This is a genomic window from Pseudomonas sp. SF2 (assembly GCF_036858055.1).
Taxonomy (GTDB): Bacteria; Pseudomonadota; Gammaproteobacteria; order Pseudomonadales; family Pseudomonadaceae; genus Aquipseudomonas.
Window position 1 is genome coordinate 33,243 of the sequence record NZ_JAMBDI010000008.1, and the last position, 17,196, is coordinate 50,438.

Here is a 17,196-nt window from a genome sequence, read left to right on the forward strand (position 1 = left end):
CCCCGCTTTACCGGGACATACCCCGATCTTCGGCCTCAACCGTGGTCATCAGACGCATCAATACCTGGTTTTCCACTGGCCTGCTCAGCAGGTAGCCCTGCACCTCATGGCACTGGTCGTCGCTGAGCAAGGCCAGCTGCTCCGAGGTCTCTACCCCTTCAGCAGTGACCGTCATGCCCATCGCATTGCCCAGGTTGATGATAGCCTGCACCACGCTGCGATCACTGCTGCTCATGCCCAGCGACTGGACGAAACGCTTGTCGATCTTGATGCTGTCGAACGGGTATGTGCGCAGGTAGCCCAGCGAAGAATAGCCGGTACCGAAGTCATCCATGTTAAGCCGCACCCCCAGTTCCTTCAGCGCATTCATGGTCTGCAGGGCGCCTTCGACGTCGTTGAGCATGACGTTCTCGGTAATTTCCAGCTCCAGGCGATGGGCAGGCAGACCGGTTTGTCGAAGTGCGTCGGCCACATCACAGACCACATCGCTGCGGCTGAACTGCGCCGGGGACATGTTGACCGAGACCATGATCTCGAGCGGCCAGCCACGGGCCAGTTGGCAGGCCTCCTGAAGCACCCAGTTGCCCAGCAGCACTATCAGGTCGGACTCCTCGGCCAGAGCGATGAAGCGGTCTGGCCGTAGCAGGCCGAGCCGTGGATGTTGCCAGCGCACCAGCGCCTCGGCGGAGGCCACCGTCACGCCATCGACCTTGTAGCGCGGCTGGAAGTGCAGGCGCAATTCGCCGCGCGCGATGCCTTCGCGCAGCTCACGCTCCAGTTCGCGCTTTTCCAGCAATGCCGAGTTCAGCTGTGCCGAGAAGTACCGCCAGGTATGCTTGCCGGCCTGTTTCGCACTGTACAAGGCGACATCGGCATAACGGATCAGGTCACCGGGTAGCCCGGAATACTCGGCGGACAACACCACCCCGAGACTGGCCCCGACCTGCACCTTGTGTTGCTCGAAGGTGATCGGGCGCTTCAGGGTTTCGATGACCCGCGCGCAAAAGCGGTCCACCTCGTCATGCTTGCCTGGCCGCGTCAGCACGATGACGAACTCGTCTCCGCCCAACCTCGCCACCAGGTCGGTGTCCCGGGTCACTTGCCCAAGCCGATGGGCGACTTCGATCAGCACGGCGTCCCCGGCCGGGTGGCCGAGGCTGTCATTGATAGACTTGAAATTGTCCAGGTCGAGCATCAGCAAAGCCAGTTCCGCTTGCCTGGCGTCTTCAAGGAAGCGGAACAGCTTGTTGCGGTTGGGCAGGCCGGTGAGCGCATCATGCAGCGACAGGTGCTGGATCTGCGCGTGGGCGGCCACTTCGTCGGTGATATCGGTACAGGTACCCCGGAACCCCTGGCAGGTCTTGTGTTCGATGATGGCCTTGGCGGCGACCCGGCACTCTCGCCGTTGTTCATGTCGATCATGGTATTGGCAGCGCAAGGTACCGGTCGCCTCGCTGCTGGCAAGGCCATGCAACCAGGTATCGACCTGACTGGTATCACAGGCGAACAGTTCGCTGACAGGGCGTTGCAACCAGCGCTCCGGTGCATGCCCGGTAAGCTCGGCAAAACGCGGTGACAGGTAGGTCAGGTGCTGCTGCGCGTCAGTTTCCCAGATCCAGTCCGACGCTGCCTCGGCGACAGCCTTGAAGCGTGCTTCACTGGCCTCCAGCGCCACCTTGGAAACGGCCAGCTCGCGGTGACTGCGGTCGATACCGGCACTGGCACGCATGGCATAGCGGGCAAACAAGGCCATCACCAGGGCGATGATCAGCAACGCCAGGGCCAGGGGAAACAAGACCGTGTGAAGCAGCTCGGTTCCTGGCTGCTCGATATGCCAGGTCAGCGCGTAGCCACTCTCCTCCAGAGGCAGACGCCCCTGGTCTGCATGCACCTGGGAAGCCGCCGCGACAGTAAAGCCCGACAGCCCGGCAGTGCGCTGCAACTGCCCGAGCACCGCCGGGCTGAGCACCCGCACGAACACAAGTACCGCACCGGATGTCGGCGGCGGTTGCCCGGTTGAAGGCGGGCGGATGATGGCCGAGGTGTAAAGCGCCGGCTGGCCGTCGAACAGCAGGTAACCGGACGCAGCCTGTTCCTGCTGCACCGCCCGCCGCGCCCGCTGCAGTACCTGGGCGCTGCTGGTGCTGTGACGGTCAAAGCCTTGTTCGCTGAGGCGACCTTGCAGCATGGAGTAGTGGGTGCCGTCGTCATCGAGCACGAAGACCCCTTCATAGCCATCGGCGCTATACAGCGTAGCGCCGAGGTTATCCTCGTCATAGGCCCAATGTCGGTCCACCAGCCCTGCCAGGTGGTCATAAGCGGCTTGCCAGACGGCATAGGCCACCAGATAGTTGCGGTCGGTCTTCTGCAGCTGGGTCAGCGCCGACTCGGCGTGAAAGCGACTCTGAGACCGCTCGCGCTCGTCCAGCGCCCCGGCGATGCGGTACAAGGAAACAAGGCCCAGAAGTAATATCACCAACAGCAGGCTGGAAAAGACCAGCGTCAACTGCCGAACCACCTGACTGCGCGACGAATTACTATCGAAGCTTGCATCCATTCAATGGGCGCCTTTTGCCATGTCTACAGGAATGACTGGTGGTGATTGGGGGTGATCGGTCCAACCGACGACTGGCCGTGGTGAGCCTGGTGGCCAAAGGCGGGCCGTCGGTTTCCGCATCACGAACAACCAGCCATCATCAAGGTTGTGCTTGCGCAGTACTCCTCAGAGTACCCGCTTGATCAGCGGCTCCAGCCGGCTATAGCGCAGCCGCCGCAGGAACTTGCGCACCTCCTTGGGGTGCTCGGTCCTGACCCCCAGCGCCTCTGCCGAACCAATCTTCGGCGCATGCCGGCGCAGTTCGGCCAACTCTGCTTCCCGTGGCGCCAGCCATTGCCCCTGTGGGTCATCGATCAGCAAGCCGTTCTCCAGGTCCAGGTTGAAGCCGCGCGGGTTCAGGTTGTTACCGGTCAGCAGCGAATAACGCTGGTCGATCCACACGCCCTTGGCATGGAAGGTATGCCCGGGATCGTTCCAGATCCGCACCTGCAGCTGGCCACTGGCAATCGCGGCGTGGCGACGTCGGGTGAAGGCACGCAGATTGTCTTCGTACAGGTAGGGTAGCGCACCGCTGGCACTGAACGGCTCGCCGGGGGCGATATAGAAGTCGTTGGCCGTCCGGTCACCAACGATCAGCTCCACCCGCACGCCACGCGCCAGCGCATGGTCGAGCTCGCGCATCAGCACCCGGGGCGGGTTGAAATACGGCGTGCTGATGATGACCTGCGTACGCGCCGCCGCCAGCAGGGTGCACAACGCCCGGTTCAGCGGGTTGCCACGGCCCACACCCAACAGCGGGATCACCCGCAGGCCCTGCCCCGCCACGCTGGCGGGTGCCTCATAGGCCATGCGCCGCAGCCGCGCGCGCAAGCGCCGGATGTCGCCGCGCAGGCTGCGGGTAGAGGGTGGCGCCGGCAGGTCGAGGCGCGGTGTGGCGGTGTGGTGCAGCAGGCGTCGCACCAGGTCGACCATGGCGTCGGCCAGCGCCGGCGACTGGAACAGGTGGTAACGGTCCAGGCGGTAGCGGTCGAAACGGTGCAGGTACACGTTGTTCAGGCTGGCACCGGTGTAGATCACGCAGTCGTCGATGATACTGCCCTTAAGGTGCAACACGCCGAACAGCTCGCGGGTCTGCACCGGTACGCCGTGGATGACGATGTCCAGCCCATGGTGCTGGCGCTGGGCCTGGTACCAGGCGGCATTACCCGGCTGGCGCCCGGCGCCCAGCAGGCCGCGCCGGGCACGGAACCAGTCGACCACGATGGTGATTTCCAGCTCCGGCCGCGCGGCCTTGGCCTGGTACAGGGCATCCAGCACTTCCTGGCCGGCCTCGTCTTCCTGCAGGTACAGCGCGACGATGACGATGCGCCGGGTTGCGGCGCGGATGCGCTCGAGCAGGCAGACGCGGTAGGCCTTGGCATCGGGCAGCACCTGGATGGACTCGGCCGCCATGGCGAAGCCTGGCAATGCCGCCAGCATGGATTCGGGGTTCACAAACGATCACCTTCTGTGTGCAATCACTGTTGTGCATCAGCTTGCACAGGAAGATCGAAATGGTCCAGCCCCCGGAGAGCATGGGGCTGGTCTACCTCCCCAAATGCACGGTAAAGACTCAGCGTGCGGTTTTCACCGCCTCATTTTTTGCATACAACCCGACCGCCGCATGCAGTGTCTCGCGAATGTGGTCTCGTAGCACCGACGGCTCAAGCACCTCGATATCCGCCGCATTGGCCATCAGAAACAGCCGAAGCCCTTGCGTATCATGGAGCCTGCAGGTCAACAGCCAACCCTCACCGTCAGCGACCATCTGCTGATCATGCGCGAGCGGGTTTTCACTGAGCCTGTTGTGGAGGTTAGGGCTCAGGCGCAGTTTGATGGTCTCTGGCTGCGCGGTATGAATGGTCATCAGGTCCTTTTGCGCCGCATACGAGTGGACATCGTAATCGTCCGGCCCGTCGATGACCCGCTTGCCGGGCTCGACGCGGGTCACCCGATGCAGCATGAGCGCGCACATCGTGCCGGGGCCGTTGCTGCTGTACTTCCCACGCTTGCTGCCTGGTGTGGGCTCAGCGCCCGGTGGCCACGCTTCCTCGAGGACATAGGCCGAGAGATAGATGTTCGAGTCCTGATGCGAAAGGGCCAAGGGTTTGAGCTGGTAGGTACACTCGACCCCTCCAGCATCACGCGGCAGGTAACCGACCTCCATGGGTGCATTATCAAGGATTGCGAGCTGAAGCTTTTGCAGATGATCCTCGTCGACCTTGCCCGGCAACAATACGGTAAACCGCGTGCCCGTGGTAATTCGCTTGGCGAAATCGATGTTGCATCGGGCACGGTCCTGCATCACCTGCTCAGCATAATTGCGCAGGTTCACGAGCGCTTCGGTGCCCGACTGCAGGCCGAATCGCTCGGCGTGCTGAAAAATGGCAGTCAGGGTCATCGCATCCGCTGGTGGCAGCGTCATTGCATGGCTGCGTCCTACCGCACGCCAAATCAGGCCCCGTTTGTCGTCCGGGTCCTCTTCGCAGGCCACGTATCCTGCCTGTTCAAGTGCCTGCAGATCCCGTCGCGTAACTTTCAGGTCATGTCGGGTATCATCACTGTTCTTCTCAAGCCATGACCGAAGTGCCTTGTGCAGTTTTGCCGTCGACAGGGCGGTGTTCGCCTGCTTGAGAATCTGCCGCAGATAATCACGGCGATAAAAAAAATTGGTCATGGATGAGATGAGGACAAGAAATGGGTCTATCGGCTGGGATGATCTCCTGGTTGGCAGGGCAAACATGCAAAAAAGGCCAACCCACAGGAGTATTACATGAAGCGCCAAGACTACCTCAATCGTCCCCACGTTGCTGCCTTCATCAACTGGCTGGCCAGCGAACTCGACTCGCAAGTGCTGTTCCGCCACCAGTATGTCGAGCGTCGCTCGGGTATGAAATGGCAGTGCCAGTCGCTGTACAACGCCTTTCAAGCCTACAAGTGGAATCATCCTGGCAATGACCGCCTGGGCTTTGTCGCGGGTGATTGCCCGAACAGCAACGGCCTTGCACTTTCGGCGCTGCGCAAAGACCTGATCGCTGCAGTCGGCAACGATGTGTTGATGCTGCAGGCTACCCGCGATGTGATGGCATGGGGCGGCGTCACTGCAGGCAACGGTAAATGGCTCGACACCAATCGTACTGGCTTGAGCAACCTGATTCAGGCCGTACGGCTGGCGATCGATACCGGTGACCTGGGGCATCCCGTGTTGCGCTCGAAACACCTGCGGTTCAATGCCGGCATGACCAAAGTATACGCACTGATCTGTGAGGACTTCCTGATCTACGACTCGCGCGTCGCTGCCGCGCTCGGCTGGCTGGTGGTCAAGTATTGCGAGGTTCATGGCATTGCCAGGGTGCCTGACGCCCTGTGCTTCCCGTGGGCTGCTGCAAAGGAGGGTGAGAATGCCAACGCCCCGAAGCGCCGCGATCCTGGCGTCGCTGCGTTCAAGTTCAAACGGCTGCGCCCGGGTAGCCACCATTTGAAGTGGAACCTCCAGGCCAGCTGGCTGCTGAGCGCAGTACTGGCCCACCCACAGGCCGCTGCCAGCCCTTTCAATCATCGAACCGGCGAGCACGCACCTCTGCGTGCACTGGAAGCCAGCCTGTTCATGATCGGCTATGACCTTGGGGCGTGACATGGACGACCAGGAACAAGCAGGCGACGACAAGCCGATAGCCCCGCCAGCCGATCAGGAGGAAGCGCTCGAATACAGCCCCGCCTTCGCCCGTATGATCATTGAAACCTCCAATGAAACCTTTACCGAGATGGACCCGGACGCGCTGATTGCCTTGCTTGAGGACATGCTGCAGAAAGCGCGCGCCAAGTGAGCGGCCCCTTGGCAAGGGGCGGGGGCCGAGGTGCAAAAGTTGTACAACTTGTTGCCGCTGCGAACTTTTTCCCGTTTACCGGTCTATGTGGGAGGCACAGAAAGGTAGCGGGACGCGAGACAAGGTTCGCCGACCACCTGCTGGCCAGATGGCTCAATTGTTATCAGAGGTTGGCTTCGCTCATGAAAATACATGTCGCAAGGTTGATGCTGCTCGGCCTGTTCTCGTTCGCGGCGATGGGCACGGCGTCGGCAACACAAATGAAGGCGCCCGTAGCGGCGGCCCCGGCAGTTCAATCACCGTTGCAGCCTGCCGGCAACCCTTGGTCCAGGGTGGCCAGTGTGGCCGATGCACAGCCGGCCACGCTGCTGGCCCACGATGACGACCGCTGGCATGACCACCGCAGCGACTGGCGCCGCGAACAGTGGCGCCGCGAGCAAGCCCGCCGTGATTGGGAACGCCGGCGAGACTGGGAACGCCGCCGCGACTGGGAGCGCCGCCATGATCGGGCCATGCACCACCGCTACCATGACGATTATCGTTACTATCGCCGCTGATCGTTGATCCGCAATTGGCGCGCTCGATGTGGGAGCGGCCTTGTGTAAGGTCGCTCCCACAGAGGCACGTGACAGGCATCAGCTCCCCGTAACGCCTGGGGTATCCGCTGCCGCTTCGGTCTCCATCTTCAACCGGTCGGCCTTGCAAATGTACTTGGGCTTGCGCGGCGCCAGTTTGGCGCTGGCCTTCTTGGCATGCGCCTGCAATAGCTGCTTGATCTTCTTGCGACGGTTCATTCTCACTCGACCTGTCAGTCTGGTTTGGCTGAACACATCATACCTCGCCTGGGCCAGCGTCTCGTTGACGTTATTTTCACACCCGGCAGATTAGCGTCACGCCCTTTCCGGTCACGGGCACATCCGCTGGCCGCCAAGCTACGACGAGGCATACGTGTCACACACTCCATCCCCCTCCTCGCCCAAGCGCGTGGACTGGGCCGGCCTGGGCTGGCTTTTGCTGTTCTTCTGGTACTTCTCGGGCGTGACCCAGGCGCTGCTGCTGTTCAGTGGTACCACCGGGTTCGCCGGCTTTCGCGATGCATTTTTCCTCAGCAGCCTGTGGCTGGCCCCGGTGCTGCTGCTGCCACGCTTCACCCGTACCACTGCCGCGGTCATCGGCCTGGTGCTGTGGGCCGCTTCGCTGGTGGGCCTGAGCTACTTCGGCATCTATCGCCAGGAGTTCTCGCAAAGCGTCATCTTCGTGATGTTCGAGTCCAACACCGCCGAGGCCGGCGAGTACTTCAGCCAGTACTTCAGCGTCTGGCTGGGTCTGGCATTGCTGCTGTACACCCTGGTGGCGGTGTTGCTGTGGAAGCGCGTACGCCCGGTCAGCCTGCCACTGCGCAGCCGCCTGCCGGTGGTCGCCCTGTTGCTGCTGGCCAACCTGGTGTACCCGTTCTACAAACAGATGGTGACCCAGCAGCGCAGCTTCGCCGATGCGGCCGAAAAGGTGCAGCAGCGCATGGAACCCGCCGTGCCTTGGCAACTGCTGGTCGGCTACCGCCAGTACCGCCAGCAACTGGACAACATGCAGGAGCTGCTGGCCCAGAACGCCGCGCTGCCCCCCCTGCAAAACCTGCATGACAGTAGCGGTGCAGCGCCACGCACGCTGGTGCTGGTGCTGGGCGAATCCACCACCCGCGAGCACATGCACCTGTACGGCTATAACCGCGACACCACGCCCAACCTCGACGCACTGGCCGCCAGCGACAAGAGCCTGACGGTATTCCGCAACGTGGTATCGCCACGCCCGTACACCATCGAAGTGATGCAGCAGATCCTCACCTTTGGCGACGAGCAGAACCCGGACCGCTTCCTCACCGACCCGTCGCTGATCAACCTGATGAAACAGGCCGGCTACAAGACCTTCTGGATCACCAACCAGCAGACCATGACCAAGCGCAACACCATGCTGACCACCTTCTCGCAGCAGACGGACGCGCCGGTGTACCTCAACAACCAGCGCAACCAGAATGCCAGTCAGTACGACGACGTGGTACTGGCACCGTTCGAGAAGGCCCTGCAGGACCCGGCGCCGAACAAGTTCATCATCGTGCACCTGCTGGGTACGCACATGGACTATCGCTATCGCTACCCGAACGACTACGCGCACTTCAACGACCGCCAGGGGGCGCCTGGCAAGCTGACGGCCGACCAGGTGGAAACCTACAACTTCTACGACAACGCGGTGCGCTACAACGACTACGTGGTATCGAGCCTGATCAAGCGTTACTCGGCCAGTACCCCCAATGGTTTCCTGCTGTACCTGTCAGACCATGGCGAAGATGTGTACAGCTCTGGCAACCACGACCGCCTGGGGCGCAACGAAGGCGCGCCAACCCGGCCGATGTACACCATCCCGTTCCTGCTGTGGACTTCGCCCAGCTGGCAGGCCGAGCACCCGCGCGACTTACAGGCGATGGCCGACCGCCCCTACAGCAGCTCGCACCTGATCCATACCCTGTCCGACCTGGCCGGGCTGAGCTATGACCGTTACGAACCGGCCAAGAGCCTGGTAAACCCGCAGTTCGTGGTGGCACCGCGCTGGATTGGCGACCCGTACCGCAAGGACGGCTTGCGCGAATTCGACCAGTTGCCGCTGGACAAGGCCGAGCGGGTGCGGGAGACGGTCAGTAGCGGGAAGAACCTGAACTGAGTGTTGTGCGGTCGGGATTGCCGGGGGCGCTTTGCGCCCCTTTCGCGACACAAGGCCGCTCCCACAAGTACCGTGTAGCGGTCAGCCATCAGGCAGGCTGGGCACAGCTGCCCTGCCGGGCACTGCCCCGCACCGCCTCGGCCAGTTTGCGCAGGTTGGCCTGGTGGGCATTGACCAGGCTGGCGATGCTGTTGTCCGCCGCCGTCTGCAACGAGGTTCGGCAGGTCAGCCCGGCCTCACCCGGGCGCGTCAGACGCCAGACCGCTTCCAGCGAGGCATAGCGCCCCGGCACGCTATCGAAACGCTGCACATCCACCCGCAGCAACGCATTGCCGCCCCCCACAGCCCCGCCCAGCTGGTCCTGCAAGGCGCTGCGGAATTCATCCACCAGGTTGGCCCCCCACCACTCCGTTTCGAGGATGGCCAGGCCGCTCTGCCCTTGCCGCACCACCAACTGCGGGCGGTCCACCTGCGGTGGCACGGCCACCCTCGCCACCTGGATGCGCTGGCCGCTGTCGCGCACCGGCTCGCTCGGTACCAGCGTGTGATAGTTGTTCGGGGTACTGCTGCAACCCCACAGCACGGCCAGCAGGCCGGCGCCACACATATTGCGCAGTCGATGCATCGGCTGTCTCCTCAGGGTTCAAGGTCTGCTGCACTGGCTGCTTTCGGCCGGCCACGTATCAGCGATTCGGGGTGCCGGCCCAGGTAATCGGCAAGGTCACGCAGCGAACGCGACATGCGCTCCAGTTCATCCAGGGTTTCACCCATCCGCTCGCGCTGCGGCGAGTCTTCGGCGATCGCCGAATTGGCCGTGCGCAGGGTCTTGTGCACTTCGTCCAGCGCCACCTTCACATCCGGCAGGGTCTGGCCATTGAACTGCTTGAGGCTGGCGCGCAGCTCACGCAGGCTGCCGTCCAGGTTGTTGGCGATACTCTCCAGCGGCAGTTTGCTGATGCGCTCCACCACCCGCTGCAGCTGTTCCTGCAATTGCTCCAGGCTGCCTGGCAATGTGGGAATGGTGATAGGGTCGGCGGTCTTGTCGAAGGCCACCTTGGGGGCATCCGGGTAGAAGTCCAGGGAGATGAACATTTGCCCGGTAATCAGGTTGCCGCTGCGCGCCTGCGCCCGCAGCCCGTGCTCGACAAAGGTGCCGATCAGCCGCCGTGCGCCATCCATGTCGCCTTCGGCATGCTTGAACACGGCAAGCATCTTGCGGTGCACCGGCCCCAGCCGCTGTGGGTAGATAACCGCATCGACCACCACCGGGAAGGTCTGCCGGGTGGCATCGTAGTCGAGCTTGACCGAGGTGACCCGGCCAAACTCCACTCCCTTGAACTCCACCGGGGCTCCCACCGACAGCCCGCGCATGGCCTGGTCGAAGCGCAATTGCAGGTACTGCGCCTGGCCACTGGGCGGTGCCAGGGCGGTGTCGCGGTCGGCAAACAGCTGGAAGCGTGCCTGATCGGCAGCGGGCTCGGCTTGCGGGGCGAAGTCGGGCGAGCCAAAGGCCAGCCCACCCACCAGAATCGACGACAACGATTCAGTATCGATCTTCAGGCCGTTGGCACCGATCTGCATGTCGACGCCACTGGCGTTCCAGAAGCGGGTATCGGCACTGACGAAGCTGTCGTAGGGGGCCTGCACGAATATGCCAATCTCCACGCCCTTGCCATCGCCCTGCAGGGCAAAGGAAACCACCTCACCCACCGGGATCTTGCGGTAGTAGATCGATGAGCCAATATCCAGCGACCCCAGGTCGCTGGCGGTAAGGACAAAGCGCTTGCCCTTTTCGTCGTAGGTGATCGGCGGTGGCAGCTCCAGGCCGACGAAGGACTTCTCCGGCACTTTCGATTCACCGGAATCCGCCCCGATGAAACTGCCCGACAGCAGTGTGTCCACACCGGACACGCCGCCCACGCCAATGCGTGGCCGCACCACCCAGAAGCGCGCACCCTGGGTGGCGAACGCGCGGGCGTCGTTGGACAGCTGGACCTTTGCGACCACACTCTTCTTGTCGTCGGCCAGGTCCACCGTAGTAACTTCGCCAATCACCACGCTGCGGTACTTGACCTGGGTCTTGTGCGCCACCAGCCCTTCCCCGGTGTGGAAGGAAATGGCGATGACCGGTCCCTGCTGCATCCAGTTGCGCACCACCAGCGAAGCGCCGATCAGGATCGCCAATATCGGCACGATCCATACCAGCGACACACTCCAGCGCCGGGTGCGCACTTCAACCTGCCCCGCGCCCTCGCGCTTGTCAGTCTGTTGCACCATCAATACGGCCTCCCTCATTGGCACGGCAATCCCAGATCAGGCGTGGATCGAAGCTCATCGCAGAAAACATGGTCAGTACCACCACCATGCCGAAAAACAGAATGCCCAGCCGCGGCTCGATGGTGCCCAGCCCGCGCAGTTGCACCAGCGCCGCCACCAGTGCCACCACCATCACATCGAGCATCGACCAGTAACCGATCAACTCGACGAAGCGGTACAGCTGCGAGCGCTGCCGGCAGGCCCAGGTGGAACCGCGCTGGGCGGTGAACAGCAACAGGCCAAGCGAGAAGAACTTGATGGCAGGCACGCCCACACTGGCGATGAAGATGATCAACGCGATGTCCCAGGCACCGGCCTCCCAGAACTCCAGCACACCACCGCCGATAGTGCTTTCGCTGCCGCTGCCAAGCATTTCGGTGTGCATCACCGGTAGCAGGTTGGCGGGAATGTAGAAAATCAGCGCCGCCAGCAGAAACGCCCAGCCGCGGCTGATGGCATTGGCCTTGCGCCGGTGAATGGCGGCACCACAGCGGTCGCAGGTGTGCGCACCGCTACCCAGTTCGCAGGCCTGCCCGCAGCCATGGCACAGGCACAGGCCCAGGTCGGCGGCGTTGGCCGGGGTATTCATACCTGCTCCCACAAGTCACGGATGTCCTTGCCGGCGATATGGATAATCAGCATGCTCAACGCGGCCAGGGCCAGCAGGCCGATGCCGGGGATCACATCGAGCAACCCGGCCAGCTTGATCACTGCCACCATCGCCCCCAGCAGGCACACCTCCAGCATGCTCCAAGGCCGCAGGCTCTCCAGGCTGCGCATGCACAGGGCAAAGCCGGGGGCGCGCTGGCCGGCCAGGGCGTAACTCAATAGCCAGCACAACACGGCAATCTGCAGCACCGGCGCAAAGATGATCGACAAGGCCATGACCAGGGCGATGAAGGTGATACTGCCGTGGCTGAGGATCTGCACCGAGTCCCATAACGTCGCCGAGTGGGTCAGCCCTTGCATGCCGATGGTCATCACCGGGTAGAAGTTGGCGAACACCAGCAGGATGCCCCCCGTCACACTCAGGGCCAGCCGCTGCTGCACGGTCAGCGAGGTGTGCCGGTACAGCACCCCTCCACAGCGCGGGCAAACGGCGCGCTGGTGCTTGAGCAGCGGCGCACGGTGGTACACCGTGTCGCAGTACTCACAGATGATCAGGTGCTGGGTCTGGCTCATGGAGTTTCCACAGGTAGCCCGGATTCAGGCCGTGATATGCCGGCGGACCACATCTGATATCCGGTTTAGACCATCCCGGCAAAACTGCCATCATTAACAGCAAAGCCGAACTATCCTGTGAAACGGGATCCCCACCTGCTGGAGGTTTGCCATGCGTACGTTCACGTGGAGTTACCTGCTGGTGCTGCTGTGCGCGGCATCGGCAGCCCAGGCGCAGTCGGTGGTGCCGCTCAAGGGCCAAAGCAGCCAGCAGATGCAACTGGATATCAATGATTGCAATACCGTCGCGACCAATGCCGCGAACAGTGCCGCGACCTCCAGCGCCCCCCATGTCGGTGGCCGCGTACGCGGTGCCGCTGCCGGCGCGGTTGCCGGTGCGGCAGGCGCGCAGGTGCGCGGCAACCAGCACGACGAGCTGTATGACCGGGTCGGTGACGATGCCAAGGAGCAATACCGGCAGAACCGCGCCGGTGAAGTTGCCGCCGCCGGTGCTGCGGTCGGTGGCATGCGCCAGCGTCAGGACCGCCGCCAGGACCGTCGCGGCCAGGACGAAGCGAAAGCCCAGGCCCATGCCAGTGCCTACGCCGGATGCCTTCAGGGGCGCGGCTACCAGGTCAGTCCCTGATCAGCAGGCGCGCCATGCCTTGGAAGAAGGAAGCATGGTGTGCCTGTTTCAGAACCTGGCCAGTTCTTCCCGGCAGAACTCGACGAACAGCTGCGCCGGCTTGGTCAGTTGCACCCGCTTCAACCACGCTGCCGCCAACCCCGACAGTGCCACCGGCTCGGCGATATCCAGCATGGCCAGGCGTTGCCCGTCGTAGGTGTACTCCGAATGCGGTCGCGTCACCAGCAGCGAAAAGCCGAAGCCCTGCCCGACCATGCCACGCACCATTTCGATTGACGGCGAGCTGAAGACGATGTTGGGCGTCAGGCCCATTTCGTTGAACAGGCTGACGAAGTAGGTGCGGCTGGGGGCCACATCCAGCAGGATCATCGGCTCCGGACACAGGTCGCGCAGCGATACCTGGGCCTGGCCGGCGAAGCGGTGGTTCTCGGGCAGCAGCACATAGGGCTTCTGCGGCGGCATCAGCGGCTCGGCCTCGATGGTGCCGTCCAGGTCATGGTCGTAGAGAAACGCCAGGTCGAAGGTACCGGCAGTCAGGCCCTGGATCAGGTCCTGCTGCTCGCCGTCGCGCAGGCGGATATCCACCCCCGGGTAACGCTGGCGAAAGCCGGCGATCAGGCGCGGCAGGTACAGCGGTGCCACGGTTTCGAAGCAACCGATGTCGATTTGCCCGGCCACGGTGTCGTTGTCGGCCAGGGCATTCTGCTCGAATTCGTGGGCCATCTGCAGCAGCGACTTGGTCTTGGCATAGAAGCGCTTGCCGCTGGGCGTCAGCGACACACCCTGGGCGTGGTGGCGAATGAACAGCTGCACGCCGAAACTTTCCTCCAGGCTCTTGATGGCCGTGGAGATGGACGGCTGGGCGATGTACAGCTGGCGTGAAGCCTCGGCAACGCTGCCGGCCTCCACCGTGGTGACGAAGTACTTGAGTTGTCGCAATGTATAGGCCGCCACGGGCACCTCTCTGACGCCGGTCTGGGCGCGCTGGGATCATGCCTGACACTTTACCCTTGGCAGCGGGTGGGTGGGGGCTGGGTGATGAAGGATTTACCTATGGCTTGGGCAGGTTTTTTGTAGGGGGGACGCCTTGCGCCCCCCCTGCGTACTACTCGAAGTCGACATTCGTCGGCACACAGTCGTCGCCGATCAGTTTGTACTCTGGCGCGCATGCCATGCCGACCACAGGGCCTACCCCACGCTTGCGCCTGGACAGTGTCTCCTGAGGTTCCGGGTGATCCATTAGATCGTGGTCATCGCGAGCTGGCAGTTCATTCATCGATTCTTCTTGCATGGTCATGACTCCTGGCTTGGTTGATTACGCCCGACCAACGTTAATGACCGTTCAGCTCGCAGCCCATCTGGAAACACAGCCCGCCCCACCAGCCCCGTAAAGGCAATCAGCTGCAGCAGCGCATGTTCCTTGCAGGTACCCCCTGCTCGAGCGTTGCCACTGGTCAAATGCCCCCGAACGGCTTTACTGATACTTATCGACCCCATGCATACGGTGTGCGTTCATGAAGATCATAGTCACCAGCATCCTCGTCGACGACCAGGCCAAAGCCCTGGCTTTCTACCACTACGTACTCGGTTTCGAGCCCAAGCACGACGTCCCCATGGGCCGGCACCGCTGGCTGACCCTCACCTCCCCCAACGACCCCAACGGCGTCGAGTTGCTGCTGGAGCCCGACGCACACCCGGCTGCCAAGGTATACAAGGCCGCGCTCAGGCAGGACGGCATCCCTGCCACCTCGTTCGGCGTGCGTGACATCCAGGCCGAATATACCCGGCTGTGCGCGGCGGGCGTGCAGTTCACCCAGCCGCCCACCCCCATGGGGCCCGTCACCGTGGCGGTGTTCGATGACACCTGCGGCAACCTGATCCAGATCACCCAGAAACACTAGGTGTACGTTTATGGCCCCACGGGCAGGCGCAGGGTCGCGCGCAACCCGTGTGGTAGCTGATTGCGCAGCTGAACATTGCCACCCAGGCGCTTCATGATGGTGCTGACGATCGACAACCCCAGCCCGGCGCCATTGGTCGAACCCTTGCTGTAGAAACGCTCGAATACCCGCTGCTGGTCTGCCACGGCGATGCCCGGCCCTTCGTCGTCGACACTGATCAGCAGGGCTTGCCCTTCACGCTGTAGCGTCACGGTGACCCTCCCCCCCGCTGGCGAATGGTCCACGGCATTGGTCACCAGGTTCTGCAAGGCAATGCCCAGCGCGCCAGCGTCGGTGTGCACGTGGTAGTCGCCTGCTGCGATGTCCAGCGAAGGCTCCAGCCCGCATTCCAGTATCCATGGAGTCAGCTCGGCCAGGGTCTCGGCCACCACTCCCTCCAGGTCAACCTGCGGCCAGGCACGCTGGCCGGGCCGTGGCTCCAGGCGGGCCAGGGTCAACAGCTGATTGACCACCCGGGCAAGGCGGTCGACACCGCCCATCAGGAACTGCAGAGCCTTGTCCCGCTCGGCCTCACTGGCTGCATTGAGGGCGTTCTGCGCATGCAGGCGCAGGACGGCCAAGGGCGTGCGCATCTCGTGGGCGGCATCGGCGATGAAACGGTGCTCGCGGCGCAGCAGGTCGTCGATCTGCCCGAGCAGGCGGTTGATCGCCGCCTGCATCGGCTCCAGTTCCTTCGGCAGCGGTACCAGCTGCAACGGCTCGAGTGACTCGGCGTGGCGGGCGCGGATCACCTTGGCCATGTTCTGCAACGGCCGCAGTCCCCAGCCAATGGCCGCCCACACCAGCAAGGCCAGGGCCAGGCTGCCGAACAGGAATGGCAACAGCGTGTGCCGCACGATGCGCTCGATCAGGTCGTCACGCACGTCGTTGCGCTCACCCACCCAGATTACCCAGTGTTTTTCCGGCACCGGCAAGACGAAACTGCGCCAACGGTGCCCATCCATCACCATGTCGGCAAACCCCGGCGCCCGGGGCGGCTGCCCCAGCTGCGGGGCGCTGGGCGTGTGCACCAGCAAGCCGTTGTCGTCGGCCCATACCTGGAAGGCCAGCTTGCTCTCATAGCGGTGCCCTACCTTGTCCTGCCCGGCCTTGCTCAAGGCCTCGTCGAAGGCGCGGTATAACTCGTCACGGCTCTGTCCCTGCACCGGCAGGCTCATGATGCCCTGCAGCAGCCGCGCGTTCTGCGCCAGGTGGGCATCGTACACCTCGTTAATTTCGTGGCGGCTGTCATGGTAGTTATACAGCGCCAGCAATCCGCTGCCGCCAAGCAACAGCAGCATCACCCGCCATAAGGTGCGTTGACGCAGCGAGCTCATGCCTTGACTTCCACCAGATAGCCGATCCCGCGTACGGTACGAATCAGGCCGTTGAACAGCTTTTTGCGCAGTTGGTAGATGTTCACTTCCAGGGTATTGCTCTCCGGCTCTTCATCCCAGCCATACAACAACTGGGTCAACCGTTCACGGGTGAACACCTTGCCCGGCTGGGCCAGCAATTCGTGAAGCAGCAGGTACTCCTTGGGCGTGAGCACCACCGGCTGGCCCTGGTAGTGCACCTGTTGGCTGACCGGGTCCAGGCACACCCCGGCGTGTTCGATCAATACCCGCGCGCGGCCACTGCTACGACGCAGCAAGGCCCGCAAGCGGGCCTTGAGTTCGTTGAGGTCAAAGGGTTTCACCAGGTAGTCATCGGCGCCGGCATCCAGCCCGGCGATGCGGTCGTCGGTGGCGTCACGGGCGGTCAGCACCAGCACCGGCAGGCTCTTACCGGCCACGCGCAGGCGCCGCAGCAGCTCGATGCCGTCCAGGCGTGGCAAGCCCAGGTCGAGGATGGCCAGGTCGAACTCCTCGTGGCACAGGGCATGCAAGGCGCTGGCGCCATCCTGCAGCCAGTCGAGGGTATACCCCTCGCGGCGCAGGCCGTCACAGATGCCCTCCCCCAGCGCGGCGTCGTCTTCAACCAGCAGTAGGCGCATAC

At 63.1% G+C, this 17,196-nt stretch carries 18 protein-coding genes; 6 read left to right on the top strand and 12 right to left on the bottom strand.

The genetic code is table 11. The features are described 5' to 3' along the window. Positions 1-7: 7 nt before the first annotated feature. The 3 genes from M2S36_RS05605 to M2S36_RS05615 form a co-directional block, all read right to left on the bottom strand. Positions 8-2,557, bottom strand: a complete 2,550-nt coding sequence (locus tag M2S36_RS05605) for a bifunctional diguanylate cyclase/phosphodiesterase (protein WP_333956827.1) — start codon at positions 2,555-2,557, stop codon at positions 8-10. Between the two features lie 165 nt (positions 2,558-2,722). Then, a complete protein-coding gene (gene pssA, locus M2S36_RS05610; protein ID WP_207837918.1) occupies positions 2,723-4,051 on the bottom strand; it encodes a CDP-diacylglycerol--serine O-phosphatidyltransferase in 1,329 nt (442 codons plus the stop codon). Positions 4,052-4,169: 118 nt separating this feature from the next. Next, positions 4,170-5,273: a helix-turn-helix transcriptional regulator gene (locus M2S36_RS05615; protein WP_333956828.1), complete on the bottom strand. Its 1,104-nt coding sequence runs from the start codon at positions 5,271-5,273 to the stop codon at positions 4,170-4,172. Positions 5,274-5,369: 96 nt separating this feature from the next. Here M2S36_RS05615 and M2S36_RS05620 point away from each other — a divergent pair, with 96 nt between their 5' ends. From M2S36_RS05620 to M2S36_RS05630, 3 genes are all read left to right on the top strand, one after another. After that, positions 5,370-6,230, top strand: a complete 861-nt coding sequence (locus M2S36_RS05620; RefSeq protein WP_233687975.1) for a hypothetical protein — start codon at positions 5,370-5,372, stop codon at positions 6,228-6,230. Position 6,231: 1 nt separating this feature from the next. Next, on the top strand, positions 6,232-6,423 hold the full coding sequence (locus tag M2S36_RS05625; RefSeq protein ID WP_233687976.1) for a hypothetical protein: 192 nt from the start codon (positions 6,232-6,234) through the stop codon (positions 6,421-6,423). A 206-nt stretch (positions 6,424-6,629) separates the two neighbouring features. Beyond that, positions 6,630-6,980 carry a hypothetical protein gene (locus tag M2S36_RS05630; protein ID WP_233693785.1) on the top strand — a complete coding sequence of 117 codons (351 nt, stop codon included), beginning with the start codon at positions 6,630-6,632 and terminating at the stop codon, positions 6,978-6,980. A 78-nt stretch (positions 6,981-7,058) separates the two neighbouring features. On the opposite strand, the gene M2S36_RS05635 is transcribed toward M2S36_RS05630, so the two are convergent. Continuing rightward, positions 7,059-7,217 carry a DUF2986 domain-containing protein gene (locus M2S36_RS05635; protein ID WP_333956829.1) on the bottom strand — a complete coding sequence of 53 codons (159 nt, stop codon included), beginning with the start codon at positions 7,215-7,217 and terminating at the stop codon, positions 7,059-7,061. Positions 7,218-7,371: 154 nt separating this feature from the next. Here M2S36_RS05635 and M2S36_RS05640 point away from each other — a divergent pair, with 154 nt between their 5' ends. Further along, a complete protein-coding gene (locus M2S36_RS05640; protein ID WP_207837914.1) occupies positions 7,372-9,135 on the top strand; it encodes a phosphoethanolamine transferase CptA in 1,764 nt (587 codons plus the stop codon). Positions 9,136-9,223: 88 nt separating this feature from the next. Here M2S36_RS05640 and M2S36_RS05645 read toward each other — a convergent pair whose 3' ends face one another. From M2S36_RS05645 to M2S36_RS05660, 4 genes are read right to left on the bottom strand one after another with little or no spacing between them, the layout of a single operon-like run. Then, positions 9,224-9,760 carry a PqiC family protein gene (locus M2S36_RS05645; protein WP_207837910.1) on the bottom strand — a complete coding sequence of 179 codons (537 nt, stop codon included), beginning with the start codon at positions 9,758-9,760 and terminating at the stop codon, positions 9,224-9,226. 11 nt (positions 9,761-9,771) lie between these two features. Then, complete coding sequence (locus tag M2S36_RS05650; RefSeq protein WP_207837907.1) at positions 9,772-11,412, bottom strand: PqiB family protein; 1,641 nt, start codon at positions 11,410-11,412, stop codon at positions 9,772-9,774. Next, on the bottom strand, positions 11,396-12,040 hold the full coding sequence (locus M2S36_RS05655; RefSeq protein ID WP_207837904.1) for a paraquat-inducible protein A: 645 nt from the start codon (positions 12,038-12,040) through the stop codon (positions 11,396-11,398). Before M2S36_RS05655 ends, M2S36_RS05650 begins: the two co-directional genes overlap by 17 nt. Continuing rightward, positions 12,037-12,633 (bottom strand): paraquat-inducible protein A, encoded by a 597-nt coding sequence (locus M2S36_RS05660; protein ID WP_207837901.1) that lies wholly within the window; start codon positions 12,631-12,633, stop codon positions 12,037-12,039. Before M2S36_RS05660 ends, M2S36_RS05655 begins: the two co-directional genes overlap by 4 nt. 151 nt (positions 12,634-12,784) lie before the next feature. On the opposite strand from M2S36_RS05660, the gene M2S36_RS05665 reads away from it, so the two are divergent. Further along, positions 12,785-13,258: a YMGG-like glycine zipper-containing protein gene (locus M2S36_RS05665; protein ID WP_233687978.1), complete on the top strand. Its 474-nt coding sequence runs from the start codon at positions 12,785-12,787 to the stop codon at positions 13,256-13,258. Between the two features lie 48 nt (positions 13,259-13,306). Here M2S36_RS05665 and M2S36_RS05670 read toward each other — a convergent pair whose 3' ends face one another. Next, positions 13,307-14,212: a LysR family transcriptional regulator gene (locus M2S36_RS05670; RefSeq protein WP_207837896.1), complete on the bottom strand. Its 906-nt coding sequence runs from the start codon at positions 14,210-14,212 to the stop codon at positions 13,307-13,309. 151 nt (positions 14,213-14,363) lie between these two features. Next, positions 14,364-14,549 (bottom strand): hypothetical protein, encoded by a 186-nt coding sequence (locus tag M2S36_RS05675; RefSeq protein WP_207836089.1) that lies wholly within the window; start codon positions 14,547-14,549, stop codon positions 14,364-14,366. A 223-nt stretch (positions 14,550-14,772) separates the two neighbouring features. Between M2S36_RS05675 and M2S36_RS05680 the strand changes: the two genes are divergently transcribed. Then, complete coding sequence (locus tag M2S36_RS05680) at positions 14,773-15,159, top strand: VOC family protein (RefSeq protein ID WP_207836092.1); 387 nt, start codon at positions 14,773-14,775, stop codon at positions 15,157-15,159. Between the two features lie 8 nt (positions 15,160-15,167). On the opposite strand, the gene M2S36_RS05685 is transcribed toward M2S36_RS05680, so the two are convergent. Together M2S36_RS05685 and M2S36_RS05690 are read right to left on the bottom strand one after the other, a co-directional pair. After that, positions 15,168-16,535 (bottom strand): sensor histidine kinase, encoded by a 1,368-nt coding sequence (locus M2S36_RS05685; protein WP_207836095.1) that lies wholly within the window; start codon positions 16,533-16,535, stop codon positions 15,168-15,170. Beyond that, complete coding sequence (locus M2S36_RS05690) at positions 16,532-17,194, bottom strand: response regulator (protein ID WP_207836097.1); 663 nt, start codon at positions 17,192-17,194, stop codon at positions 16,532-16,534. The genes M2S36_RS05685 and M2S36_RS05690 overlap by 4 nt, the downstream gene beginning before the upstream one ends. Between the last annotated feature and the right edge of the window lie 2 nt (positions 17,195-17,196).

Coding starts and splice junctions, on each gene's coding strand:
- M2S36_RS05605 (WP_333956827.1), bottom strand. CDS start 2,557: ATGGATGCAAGCTTCGATAGTAATTCGTCGCGCAGTCAGGTGGTTCGG.
- M2S36_RS05615 (WP_333956828.1), bottom strand. CDS start 5,273: ATGACCAATTTTTTTTATCGCCGTGATTATCTGCGGCAGATTCTCAAG.
- M2S36_RS05620 (WP_233687975.1), top strand. CDS start 5,370: ATGAAGCGCCAAGACTACCTCAATCGTCCCCACGTTGCTGCCTTCATC.
- M2S36_RS05625 (WP_233687976.1), top strand. CDS start 6,232: ATGGACGACCAGGAACAAGCAGGCGACGACAAGCCGATAGCCCCGCCA.
- M2S36_RS05630 (WP_233693785.1), top strand. CDS start 6,630: ATGCTGCTCGGCCTGTTCTCGTTCGCGGCGATGGGCACGGCGTCGGCA.
- M2S36_RS05635 (WP_333956829.1), bottom strand. CDS start 7,217: ATGAACCGTCGCAAGAAGATCAAGCAGCTATTGCAGGCGCATGCCAAG.
- M2S36_RS05645 (WP_207837910.1), bottom strand. CDS start 9,760: ATGCATCGACTGCGCAATATGTGTGGCGCCGGCCTGCTGGCCGTGCTG.
- M2S36_RS05650 (WP_207837907.1), bottom strand. CDS start 11,412: ATGGTGCAACAGACTGACAAGCGCGAGGGCGCGGGGCAGGTTGAAGTG.
- M2S36_RS05655 (WP_207837904.1), bottom strand. CDS start 12,040: ATGAATACCCCGGCCAACGCCGCCGACCTGGGCCTGTGCCTGTGCCAT.
- M2S36_RS05660 (WP_207837901.1), bottom strand. CDS start 12,633: ATGAGCCAGACCCAGCACCTGATCATCTGTGAGTACTGCGACACGGTG.
- M2S36_RS05665 (WP_233687978.1), top strand. CDS start 12,785: ATGCGTACGTTCACGTGGAGTTACCTGCTGGTGCTGCTGTGCGCGGCA.
- M2S36_RS05675 (WP_207836089.1), bottom strand. CDS start 14,549: ATGCAAGAAGAATCGATGAATGAACTGCCAGCTCGCGATGACCACGAT.
- M2S36_RS05680 (WP_207836092.1), top strand. CDS start 14,773: ATGAAGATCATAGTCACCAGCATCCTCGTCGACGACCAGGCCAAAGCC.
- M2S36_RS05685 (WP_207836095.1), bottom strand. CDS start 16,535: ATGAGCTCGCTGCGTCAACGCACCTTATGGCGGGTGATGCTGCTGTTG.
- M2S36_RS05690 (WP_207836097.1), bottom strand. CDS start 17,194: ATGCGCCTACTGCTGGTTGAAGACGACGCCGCGCTGGGGGAGGGCATC.